The sequence below is a fragment of the Corallococcus sp. CA054B genome (genome assembly GCF_003611625.1).
GTDB lineage: Bacteria > Myxococcota > Myxococcia > Myxococcales > Myxococcaceae > Corallococcus > Corallococcus coralloides.
In genome coordinates this window covers 1-11,324 of record NZ_RAVY01000259.1, presented here as the reverse complement: position 1 = coordinate 11,324, position 11,324 = coordinate 1, and the positions used below count along the sequence as shown (strand labels likewise).

The 11,324-nt window shown below is 70.8% G+C and carries 9 protein-coding genes; 4 read left to right on the top strand and 5 right to left on the bottom strand.

Translation table 11 applies throughout. From position 1 onward, the window contains the following. Positions 1-827: helicase-related protein (locus tag D7V80_RS37290; protein WP_233586014.1), on the bottom strand; the 827-nt coding region annotated here is incomplete at its 3' end. After that, complete coding sequence (locus D7V80_RS43235) at positions 824-1,144, bottom strand: DEAD/DEAH box helicase (protein ID WP_233586013.1); 321 nt, start codon at positions 1,142-1,144, stop codon at positions 824-826. The genes D7V80_RS43235 and D7V80_RS37290, both read right to left, overlap by 4 nt. 160 nt (positions 1,145-1,304) lie before the next feature. On the opposite strand from D7V80_RS43235, the gene D7V80_RS37285 reads away from it, so the two are divergent. Further along, positions 1,305-2,981, top strand: coding sequence for a R3H domain-containing nucleic acid-binding protein (locus tag D7V80_RS37285; protein ID WP_120592598.1), 1,677 nt, complete (start codon positions 1,305-1,307; stop codon positions 2,979-2,981). A 315-nt stretch (positions 2,982-3,296) separates the two neighbouring features. After that, complete coding sequence (locus D7V80_RS37280; protein WP_233586012.1) at positions 3,297-4,106, top strand: hypothetical protein; 810 nt, start codon at positions 3,297-3,299, stop codon at positions 4,104-4,106. 3 nt (positions 4,107-4,109) lie between these two features. On the opposite strand, the gene hflX is transcribed toward D7V80_RS37280, so the two are convergent. Continuing rightward, complete coding sequence (gene hflX, locus D7V80_RS37275; RefSeq protein ID WP_120592596.1) at positions 4,110-5,576, bottom strand: GTPase HflX; 1,467 nt, start codon at positions 5,574-5,576, stop codon at positions 4,110-4,112. 89 nt (positions 5,577-5,665) lie between these two features. On the opposite strand from hflX, the gene D7V80_RS37270 reads away from it, so the two are divergent. Continuing rightward, positions 5,666-8,425, top strand: coding sequence for a hypothetical protein (locus tag D7V80_RS37270; protein ID WP_120592595.1), 2,760 nt, complete (start codon positions 5,666-5,668; stop codon positions 8,423-8,425). A 5-nt stretch (positions 8,426-8,430) separates the two neighbouring features. Further along, positions 8,431-9,339: a CPBP family intramembrane glutamic endopeptidase gene (locus D7V80_RS43545; protein ID WP_120592599.1), complete on the top strand. Its 909-nt coding sequence runs from the start codon at positions 8,431-8,433 to the stop codon at positions 9,337-9,339. Positions 9,340-9,366: 27 nt separating this feature from the next. On the opposite strand, the gene D7V80_RS37260 is transcribed toward D7V80_RS43545, so the two are convergent. Continuing rightward, entirely contained in the window at positions 9,367-10,326 is a 960-nt protein-coding gene (locus D7V80_RS37260) for a hypothetical protein (protein WP_120592594.1), read from the bottom strand. Positions 10,327-10,391: 65 nt separating this feature from the next. After that, positions 10,392-11,189, bottom strand: coding sequence for an ABC transporter ATP-binding protein (locus D7V80_RS37255; protein WP_014400664.1), 798 nt, complete (start codon positions 11,187-11,189; stop codon positions 10,392-10,394). Positions 11,190-11,324 lie beyond the last annotated feature (135 nt).

Sequence of the window (11,324 nt, the reverse complement as noted above, 5' to 3'; positions counted from 1 at the left end):
GTGGGAGGGCGTGCTTCGAAGCGGCCTTCGGCGCGGGCGCGGCAGTTGTCGCAGCGGGCGCAGTCGTCCTCCAGCGGCTCCTCGAACCAGGTGCCCAGCACCTTCCAGCGGCACGCGGTGGTGCTCCCGTAGCGCATCATCGCGTCCAGGCGCTCGCGGTCGCCCTGGTGGCGGTCCTCGTAGGCGCGCAGGTACGCGTCCAGCTCTTCAGGTGACTCGAATGCGCGCAGCTGCTTCACGCCGCGCGTGCCCTTCTCCAGCACGCCCGCGGCCACCAGTTGCGCCACCAGCACGCGGGTGCGCTTGTCGCCCAGGCCGCTCGCCTCCGACAGCCGCTTGAGGGCCACGGCCCTGCCTTGCGCGCACAGCGTGTTCGCGGCCTGGTAGAGGCGCTGGCTCTCGTCGCGGCGCGGGTACTTGCCGCCCAGGAAGAAGCCCTGGATGCGCCGGTCCTCCAGCCGGTACAGCAGCGCCGCCTTCGCGGGCAGCCCGTCTCGGCCCGCGCGGCCCGCCTCCTGGTAGTAGCTCTCCAGCGAGTCGGGGAAGTGGTAGTGCACCACGAGCCGCAGGTCCGGCTTGTCGATGCCCAGGCCGAAGGCCTTCGTCGCCACCACCACCGGCGTGGTGCCGTCCATGAAGTGGCGCTGGTTCTCCTCGCGCTCGGCGGCCTTGAGCTTGCCGTGGTAGCGGCCCGCCTCCAGTCCCTCCGCGCGCAGCCAGCGCCACAGCTCGTCCGCCTTGCGCACGGTGGCCGTGTAGACGATGGCGCTGCCGTCGTTGGCGCGCAGCAGCTCCAGCAGCTTCTGGCGCTTGAGCTCCGGGTTCACCGTGCGGTGGACCTCGTGGAGTCCAGCTTCGCCGCGTCCAGGTCGTAGCGCTCCGTGAGGTGTTCGCGCTGGTCGTGCATCAGCGCGAGCAGCGGGCTCACCACCACCGTGGCGCCGGGCACGAAGAGGGCGGGCAGCTGGAAGGTGAGGCTCTTGCCCGCGCCCGTGGGCAGCACGCCCAGCACGTCACGCCCCGCGAGCACCGCTTCGATGATGTCCCGCTGGCCGGGCCGGAAGTCCTCCACGCCGAAGCGCTCGCGCGCCTCCCGCTCGAGCTGGGGCCAGAGGGGGGAGCGGTCCTGCGTCTCGGTGGGCATGGCCTGAAGGTAGGGATGGCCCCCGTCCGGCTCCTCCCCGTCACGCGCGGTGCGCCTGGCTGCCTGCCGGGCTGGGAGGGGCTGTCCTCCCAGGCGTTCCGTGCATGGCCTTGCGTAGGAAAGCCGTGCGCGCCCAGGCGGGGCGAGGCAGCTTTGGGGGATGGCTCCTGGAACTCCCGCCAACAACGACTTCGCCCTGCTGGTGGCGGTCCTGCCGCCGTCGCTCCAGGAGGCGGTGCGGCGGCTGCCCGAAGCGGAGCTGCTGGAAGTGGTGATGGACCTGGGGCGGCCTCCGGAGGCGCGGCTGGTGCACGGCGTGGCGCGGCTGTCGGAAGCGCCCGTGACTCAAGAGGCGCTCCAGGCGGTGCTCGCCCACGTGGGCGAGCCAGGCGGCGACAACCGCGCGGGCATCGAGCGCACGCTCCACCGCGTGTCGGCCATCCGCAACCGCCAGGGCCGAGTGGTGGGGCTCACGCTGCGCGTGGGGCGCGCCATCCAGGGCACCATCGACATGCTGCGCGACCTGGTGGAGTCCGGGCGCAACCTGCTGCTGCTCGGGCGGCCGGGCGTGGGCAAGACGACGAAGCTGCGCGAGGTGGCGCGCGTGCTCGCGGATGCGCTGGGCAAGCGCGTGATGGTGGTGGACACGTCCAATGAGATTGGCGGCGACGGGGACATCCCGCACCCCGGCATTGGCGGCGCCCGGCGCATGCAGGTGAGCCGGCCGGACCGTCAGCACGACGTGATGATCGAGGCGGTGGAGAACCACATGCCCGAGGCCATCGTGGTGGATGAGATTGGCACCGCCGCGGAGGCCGCCGCCGCGCGCACCATCGCGGAGCGCGGCGTGCAGCTGGTGGCCACGGCGCACGGCAACACGCTGGAGAACCTGGTGCTGAACCCCACGCTGTCCGACCTGGTGGGCGGCGTGCAGACCGTCACGCTGAGCGACGACGAGGCCCGGCGCCGGGGCACGCAGAAGACCGTCACGGAGCGCAAGGGCACGCCCACGTTCGACATCGTGGTGGAGATGGTGAGCCGCGACGAGGTGCGCGTGCACCGCGACACGGGCGGCGCGGTGGACCGGCTGCTCACGGGCGCGGAGGTGGGCGGCGAGAAGCGGCGGCAGCAGGACGGCGCCGTGCACGTGGAGGCCGCGCCGGAGGTGGTGGAGGCCACGCCGCCGGGAGGACGCGTGCCGAAGGGGACGCCCGCGCTGGGGGCGCCCCGGCCCGGGCCCACGCGCATCGCCGCGCACGCGGTGAGCCGCGAGCTGCTGGAGCGCGTGCTGCGCGACCTGCCGGTGGAGGCCGTGGTGGTGGGCCGTCCGGAGAACGCGGAGGTGGTGCTCACGCTGCGAAGCCGCGCGAACTCTCCCCGGCTGCGCCGCGCGGCCGAGCGTGTGGGCGCGCGGGTGCTGGCCATCAAGCGCAACAGCGCCACGGAGATCCGCCGCGCGCTGCGCATGGAGTTCCACCTGCTGGAGGGCGTGGACCCCGCGGACGTGCACGCCGCGGTCGCGGACGCGGAGGAGGCCATCCAGCGCGTGCTCTCGGAGGGCATCAGCCTGCCGCTCGCGCCGCGCCCGTCGCGCCTGCGGAAGTTGCAGCACACCCTGGTGGTGAAGAACCACCTGGAGGCCGTGAGCGTGGGCAGCGAGCCCGTGCGCCACCTGGTCATCTATCCGCTGGGCACCGTCCTCACGGAAGCGTCCGACGCCGCGCCGGAACCGGATGACGACCTGGAGGACGACGACCTGTCGGCCGTGGACGATGGACCGGCGGATGACGAGGACGCGGGCCTGGAGGCAGCGTCCCCGGACGAAGGCGCCTCATAGGCCGGGGACCCGAGCGGAGCTCCCCGCTGGCGGCGGACCGCGCGAACTGGTCCGACTGTCGGACAGGTTTTGGCCCGAGGCTGGCGGAGGCGGACCGCGCGAACGGGTCCGACTGTCGGACAGGTTTTGGACCGGGCGGGCCCGGACAGGGCCGCCCCTGGGTGCGCAGCGGGCTGCACACGGGGCCTGGGGTCATGAGAGCCCCTTCCCCTGGGAATTCGCGGGGTTGAGGGGGGCATGACGGTTGCTGAAGGCTCGGGGTACGGTCCCTCGCGATGGCGCGGGGGGAGCCGCACCGTCTTTCCGGAGACCTTCATGCGCCGCATTGCCTTCGCTGCCCTCGCCGCCCTCGCCACCACCGCCTGTGGGGACAACCTGCCCACGCAGGAGGAGATAGACGACGCGAAGGCCCGCGTGGAACGTCTGGCGGCCTCCACGCACCAGGTGCGGGGCGCGTTCGAGATGCTGGGCCTGATGCCCGTGTACACGTGCGGCGAGCCCCGGCGCTCCTTCCTCAACCACGCCGTGGAGGGGCTGAGCGCCTCGGTGACCTGCGCGACCGCCCGGGTGCAGGCCGTGGACGACGTCACCGACTCCGTCGTCGTGTCCTTCCCGTCCAACGGCTGTGACGTGCACGGCCTGCGCTTCACCGGACGCGCGGTGCTGGAGTACCGCGGCGGCGAGGACCTGATGGAGATGAAGGCGGACCTGCGCGAGCTGGCCGTGGATGGCCAGACGCTCCAGGCGAAGGTGGGCTACGGCACGTGCTCGGACGAGACGCGCCTGTTCGCGGAGGTCGAAGGCCAGGTGCCCGGCCGCGAGGGCCACAGCTTCCACATCAACAGCACCGTGGGGAAGCGCGACGGGCTGCCCATCATCGGCGGCTCGTCGCTGGTGTTCGACGGTCCGGGCGAGCTGACGGGTCCGAACGGCACGGACCGCATCACGCTCACGTCGCTCGAATATGAAGTGGGCAACTACCTTCCCAAGGAAGGCACGGCCCTGGTGGAAACCGCGAACGGGCACCGCCTGAGCTTCGCGTTCCAGCCGGTGCTGTGGCGCGTGGGCAAGGTGGAGGTCACCGTGGACGAGAAGGACCCGGTGACCGTGCCCGTCGTGCGCTGAGGCCTACTCCTGGAACGACCGGGTGAGCCGGGCGATGGCGCCCGGCAAACCCCGCACGCGCAGCCGGCTGCCCGTCTCGTCGTAGGCCTGGGACACCACGGTGGTGTGCTCGTACACCTCGCCGATGCGGGCCTGCCGCGCGTAGGGAATCACCAGGTCCGCCTCCACCATGGAGGCCTCGAAGAAGGCGATGATCTCCCGGCGCAGCCCGGCCACGTCGTCCGGCCGGTGCGCGGACACGAGGAGCGCTTCGGGGTGCTGGGCCCGGAGCGCTTCCTGGGCCGCCGCGTCCAGCCGGTCCACCTTGTTGAACACCAGCTTGCCCGGCACCACGTCCGCGCCAATCTCCCGGAGCACCGTGCGGGTGACCTCCAGCTGCGCGGCCCAGGTGGGGTCGGACGCGTCCACCACGTAGAGCAGGAGCGACGCCTCCAGCGCCTCGTCCAGCGTGGAGCGGAAGGACGCCACCAGGTCGTGTGGCAGCTTCTGGATGAAGCCCACCGTGTCGGAGACGAGGATGCGCGGCCGGGTCTCCGGCTGCATCGCGCGCACCGTCGTGTCGAGCGTGGCGAAGAGCTGATCCGCCACCAGCACCGTGCTGCCCGTCAGCGCCCGCATCAGCGATGACTTGCCCGCGTTCGTGTAGCCCACCAGCGCCACGCGCAGTTGGTCGCGGCGCGCGTAGCGGCGCTGGTCCTGGTCCTTCTGGATGGCGGCCAGGCCCTCGCGCAGCTCCGCCAGCCGGTCGCGAATCTTGCGGCGGTCCAGCTCGATCGCGGAGTCACCGGAGCCTCGGCCCTGCTGGCGCTCGCGGCCGCCCGGGGCTTCGCGCAGACGCGGGGCCAGGTAGTTGAGCCGGGCGATCTCCACCTGCATGCGCGCCTCGTGGCTCCTGGCGTGCCGGTGGAAGATGTCCACGATGACGCCCGCGCGGTCCAGCACCTGCACGCCCGTGGCGCGCTCCAGGTTGCGCAGCTGGCTGGGGGACAGCTCGTGGTCCACGACCACCACGGTGGGCCTGGGGCCCGGCTCGATGGCGGTGGCCTCCGCGTCCGCGTCTGAATCCGCGTCCGTGTCCGGGAAGGCGTCGCCGTCCTCATCCGACGGGTCCTCCACGTCCGCTTCCGCGTCGCCGGGAGCGACCGGGGCGTCCGGATCCTCGGAGGGCTCATCCTCGGCTTCGGCCTCCCACTTCTCGCGCGCCTTCGAGGTCTTGCCCTGCGCGCCGGACGGGATGACGCCCGAGCCGCCGGTGAGCGCGGACAGCTCCTTGAGCTTGCCGGAGCCGAGCACCGTGCCGGTGGCCAGCCGCTGCCGGCGCTGGGACACGGTCGCCACCGCGTCGAAGCCCAGCGTGTGTACCAGCCGCTTCAGCTCCGCCAGGTCCGCGGCATGCGCCTCGTCCGTGACACCTGGAAGCTGGACGCCGACGAGGACGGCGCGCGGGCGCTCGGGAAGGGTTTTCGCCATGCATGGGCTCGTAACACGCCGGGCCCCGGGATGAGCGGTATGGTGCGTCTGTTGACGGGGGCCCGCCCGGGCTCCCACGGGGGGCAGGCATGTACTACTGCACCATCTGCGGCTTCTACGGCTCCTTCATGCTCCAGCCCCAGAGGTGCCGGGGCTGCAGGGCCATGGGTTCCATGAAGAAGGTCACCCGGGTCATCTTGAAGGGGAAGTCCACCCGCAGGCCCGGGACCTACACCCTCCGCAGCGGCGAGGTCATCCGCCGGTCGGGCTTCAAGGTGTCCCCGCGCTCCAACGAGGCCCGCAAGGAGATCAAGAGCTTCAAGGCCCCGCTTCCCGACAACCTGCGCTCCCGCGGAAAGCAGCGGCAACCGCTGTCGGGCAAACGGCCCTCCCGGCGGTCGCCGCCGCCCATCGAGCTCGCGATGGTGGTCGACGAGAAGGAGGAGGCCGCGCTCGACCTGGGCGTGGGCACCTTCAACATCAACCACTTCAGCGCGAAGACGGAGCAGGACAAGAAGGACCTCCTCCTGCGCCTCTTCCTCCAGAACCCCTGGCTGGACGTGCTCGTGCTGCAGGAGATCAACAAGAAGGCGCTCCCCCTGTTGCTGGAGATCGACTTCGAGAAACACGGGCTCGCCCTGGCGCTGGGGCCGCAGATGCAGGCGGTCTACCCGAAATACAAGGGCCAGAAGGTCACCGAGGAGGACTCCGACGACGAAGAGGACCTCGAGGCAGAGGTGCAGGGGACGGGCGGCTGGAGCCTGGGGAAGAGCCAGTGCGAGTGGTACCCCATCATCTACAGGAAGAGCTCCTGCGCCCATACCGGCTGGCGCGCCTTCAGCGGTGACTCGGTGGAGAAGCGGAGCTCCAGTAAAAGCGCCAAGGAGCCCATCCACTGGGCCAAGCCCGTCAACCGCACCAAGGCGCCCAAGGGCTGGGGCACGCAGTTCCCCAAGCTCCTGGCGGAGCGCAAGCAGCAGTATGAGCAGCTCAATGAACGCTTCATCCCCTGGCGCCCGGTCGTGGTCCATGACGTGCGCATCGGCGGGCGTGACGTGCACATCGGCGTGGTCCACACCTCCCCCGCGGGCCAGGGGCTGGGCCGGCTGGGTGAGTACGAGCAGGTGTCCGGCTTCTTCGAGCACGTCTCCGAGAACAACGACCTGCCGTGGATCATCGCGGGCGACTACTACATCGACCCCGAAGCCTCGGTGGGGGTGAACTCGGACACGAAGAACCGCAAGTGGGACGACCTCTTCCACGAGCGGGCCGCGGCGCTGGAGCTCACCCTGGCGGTTCCCCTCTCCGCCACGAACCAGTCCCCCCAGACCGGGCGCAGCGTGAACTCGAAGAAGAACAAGGAGCAGTTCGAGCAGCAGGGGTACATCAAGGACTGGGCCCAGGTGGGCACGAGCTTCAAGCTCAACAAGCGCGCTGACTTCTTCGTCATCAGCAAGGCCTTCGCCCTCCACCACACCGGCATCTTCTCCCCCATCAAGGGGCTGCTCCCGGTGGATCCGAACCACCAGGCGCTGAACTTCTGGTCCCGCACGAGCGACCACGCCCCCACCGGGGGCATCTTCTGCACCACGCCGTTGTCCTCGAAGTGGGCCCAGAACCGGCAGCTCATCTCCGAGTCCCTGGGCTCGCGCCAGTCCCAGGCCCAGCTCCAGTTGTGGGAGCTGCACAAGCAGGCGGTGGACGCCCTGCTGTCCTCCACCTTCCAGCTGTACCCCTTGCTGAAGCGGCTGCCGGAGCACGCCCAGCGGGTGACGCAACGGCTGTGCGTCCTGGTGATCAAGGCGCTCAACTCGCCCGCGGCCATCGCCATCCAGGGCTGTCCCTACCCCTATGACGCGGAGGTGTACGCGGAATGGAAGGTGAACTCCCAGAACGTGACCGACCAGAACCTGACCGACTTCTTCGGCCTCTGCGCCCAGGTGGACCCCTCCACCGTCTGGCTGAGCAACAATCCACTGGATGAGCTCGCGGTGGTGTTCCGCAATGCCTACCGCGCGCTCCAGCAGCTGGCCGTCCGTGCGGGCAGCTTCGACCTCACCCCGGAGGGGGAGACGTACTCGAAGGTGAAGCTGGGCGTCCTGTCGCCGTCATCGAGCCTCAAGGGCAAGGAGCAGACGACCGGGGAGCTGGAGGAGGACATCATCGGGATGCTGAGCAAGTACCTGGAGCAGCGGCGCGACCAGGGGTCTCCTCCTGAAGTCCTGCCCGGCTGCACCCAGGGGAGCGTCAACCAGTTCCAGGTCCCGGGAGGACGGACCGCCTGCTCCGCGATGGCGGTGCTGGGGATCGCGGCGCTGCTGTCCAACCCGGACGGGCTCGACACCGGCGGCATCGACAACGTGCTGCTGGAGGGCACGGCACTCTACCAGCGGATGAACACGGCGACCGAGGACGAGGCCCTGCTGATGCAGGCGTTGGCCCTGTCCTGCGGCGGGGTGGTGGATCCGCTCGTCCTGCAGCCCCAGGCGCCCTACTACAACCCGCTGGAGATTCCGGAGGAGGACGTCATGCAGCGAGGGCTGCTCATGGCCGCCTCGGGGTCCGTCCACCGGGACACCCTGTCCCAGAACCTGCTCGGCATCCTGAATCAGGCGCCCCGGATGGGGGTGGCGCTGGTGCTCGGTGGCTACACGGTGGCCGTCGTCCAGAGGGACGGTGCCTTCTATCTCTTCGACTCCCACGGCTGGAAGACCCGGAGCAACGCCTTCGTGCAGCGGTATGCCTTCGTCAATCAGCTGCTGGTCGACGTTGGGAAGATGGCGAGGAGTCGCGCCCTCTTCGATCCCGAGATAGGCGTCACCCTGTACCTGCCCGCCGAGAATTCATGACGCCCCTGCGTGGTGATGTCGCCGTCCTGATGGAGAACGCCCCTCCGAAGCGCCAGGCGCTGGCGGAGGCCGCGTTCGTGTTCTTCGCGGTGCTGGGCCCGTCGTCCGTGGCCCGGCTGGGCCGGGGGGCCGCCGTGGCGGTGGAGCTGGCGCTGCTGGCGTGGGGGCTGATGCTCCTGCGGCCCTGGGAGTCCTCTCGCCGTGGGGCGTGGTGGGGCGTGCTGGGCCTGGTGGTGGCGCTGGGCGGCGCGGGCGCGGGCGCGTGGGTGGCTTCGGACGCGGAGATGACAAAGGGCTTCTCGCTGTCCATGGCGCCGCTGGTCATCCGGGCGCTGGGCATGTGCCTGCTGGTGGCGGTGCTGCTGTGGCGTGACGGTCAGGGCCCCGCGCAGGTGGGGCTGGTGCGCGAGGGCTGGGCGCGCGAGCTGCTGCTGGGCGGGGTGGTGCTGGTGGGCACGTACGTGGTGCACCTGGCGGCGTCGGTGCCGCTGGCGGCGGTCGCGGTGGCGTTGAAGATGGCTGGCGAGGAGCTGGCGGCGCGCAAGGGCGTGGCGGCGGCGCTGCTGGACACGGGGCTGGGCATCCCGGCGTTCGCGGCCATCATGGTGGTGGTGACGGGCTTCGAGGAGTTCGTCTTCCGAGGCTTCCTGGTGCCCCGGCTGAAGGTGGTGCTGGGAGGCTGGGTGCCGGCCATCCTGGGGGCCGCGGTCCTCTTCTCCGTGGGGCACTTCTACGAGGGCACGCTCGCGGTCTTCCAGACGTTCGTGATGGGCGCCTGGTTCGGCTTCGTCCTCTGGTACCGGGGACGGCTGCTGCCGCTCATCGTGGCCCACGCGGCCTTCAACACCATCAGCTTCGCGCTGATGCTGTGGCTGTCGCGCTCGGGCTTCCTGGAGAAGCTGCCGCCCCTCTGATGCGAGGAGCGGCGCAGGTGCCATCGATTACGCCAGCGCTCCGGGCATCAGCTCGGACGCCAGCTGTCTGACGAGGCCGCGGGCCACTTCCGCGGTGGGCAGCCCGGAGTGGCGGGCCACTTCGTCCGGCAGGTGGCTGGAGGCCGCGTCCTGCTCCAGCTCGCGCCATGCTTCGCGGCGGGCCGCTTCCACGCGCTCGCGGGCGTCTGGGGACAGCTGCTCCAGCGCCCACGCGTCGATGGCCCAGGACAGCTCCGCGTGCCTCAGCTCGTCCGGGGCGATGGCGCCCAGGGACTCGCGCACCTGCGCGTCCTCCGCGCTCCGGGCCTGCCAGCCCGCCAGCAGCGCGCCGAAGGTCTCCCGCACGCAGCCCTCCACCGCGTTCTCGATGGCGAGCGCCTCCAGTGACCGGGCCTGGAACGGCGCCACCTTCAGCTCCGGCATCAGAGCCCCGTGACGGCGGGCCAGCGACTCCATCGCGTCCGCGTGGCGCACCTCGTCCTTCGCGGAACGCCTCGCGGCGCGCACCAGGTGCTCCGGGGCCCCGTGCGCGGCCAGCTCGTCCGCGAGCCTTTCGAAGGCCGGCACGGACGCGGCCTCCAGGTGCGCCATCTTCGCGAAGAGCGCTCCCAGCGTGGGCGTCCCCTGCGCCACCGCGCCGTCACTGCACAGCCCCTCCGGCCTCCGACCCTCGCAGGCGAACCGGGCCTCGCAGCTCACCGACTCGACGACGCTGCCGTCCGCCCTTTCCTCCGTGACGCGGGAGCAGGGCGTCTTGGCCCCAACCGCATCGCATAGCGCCTCGCAGGAGGTGTCCTGGGTGGGGACGCTTCCGTCACGCAGGGTGGCGGGCATTGGGAAGGTCTGTTGCTCCCAGTTCTCATCCGGATCACATCCCCACGTCGAGGAGCACCCCACCCCCAACGTGGCGACGGGCGCGAGCAACCACAGACGCTTGAACATGGGACGCAGCTTGCTGCGGGACATGCGGACTCCTGCTTCCACCACGAACCCGCCGGCCCCCGGGCAACCGCAGCCTACACGAACCTTCGTCAGGCCTGGGGCGCCTGCGTCTGCGCGGAGCGCCGCCGCAGCCAGTTGCGCAGGAAGGCCTTCACCTCCGGGTGCTGCGACTGACGGAAGTGGTCCGGCGGGCCGTACTCCACCACCCGGCCCTCGTGCATCAGCGCCAGGTTGTCCGCCATGCCGAAGGCGGAGGCCACGTCCGGCGTAATCACCAGCGACGTGGCGCCCAGCTGCTGCTTGCCCGTGGTGATGATCTCATTCACCGCCGCCGTGGTGAGCGGATCCAGGCCCGCCGTGGGGTCGTCGTAGAGCAGGATCTTCGGCTGGAGGATGGTCGCGCGCGCGAAGCCCACGCGCTTCTGCATGCCGCCGGACAGCTCTCCCGGGAAGCGCGTGGCCGCGTGCGACAGGCCCACCTTCCCCAGCGTCTCGTTCACCGTCTTGGTGATGTCCGGCTCGGACATCTTCGTGCGCTCGCGCAGCGGGAACGCCACGTTGTCGAAGACGTTCAGCGAGTCGAACAGCGCGTTCGCCTGGAAGAGGATGCCCAGCTTGCGGCGCATCTGGTTGAGCTCGGGCTCGTTCATCTTCGCCACCTCCGCGCCCTCCACCAGCACCACGCCCCGGTCCGGCCGCATCAGGCCCATGATGTGCTTCATCAGCACCGTCTTGCCGGAACCCGACACGCCCATCAGCACGCAGGTCGTGCCCTCCGGCACCACCAGGTCCACGCCCCGCAGCGCCGCCTGCCCGCCAAAGGACTTGTGCAGGTCTCGCACCTCCAGGGTCAGCTTCGGCGCCGGCTCACGGCTCGCGTCACTCATCGCCCCGGAACCCTACCGCGCACGCCCCGCCGGCCGCTCCGGATTCACGCCGCCGCCTGCCCGCTCCCTCCGCTTCCGGTGCGCACGGCGCATCCCGAAGCCCAGCAGCCCCAGCGCCACGGCGCCCGCCCCCAC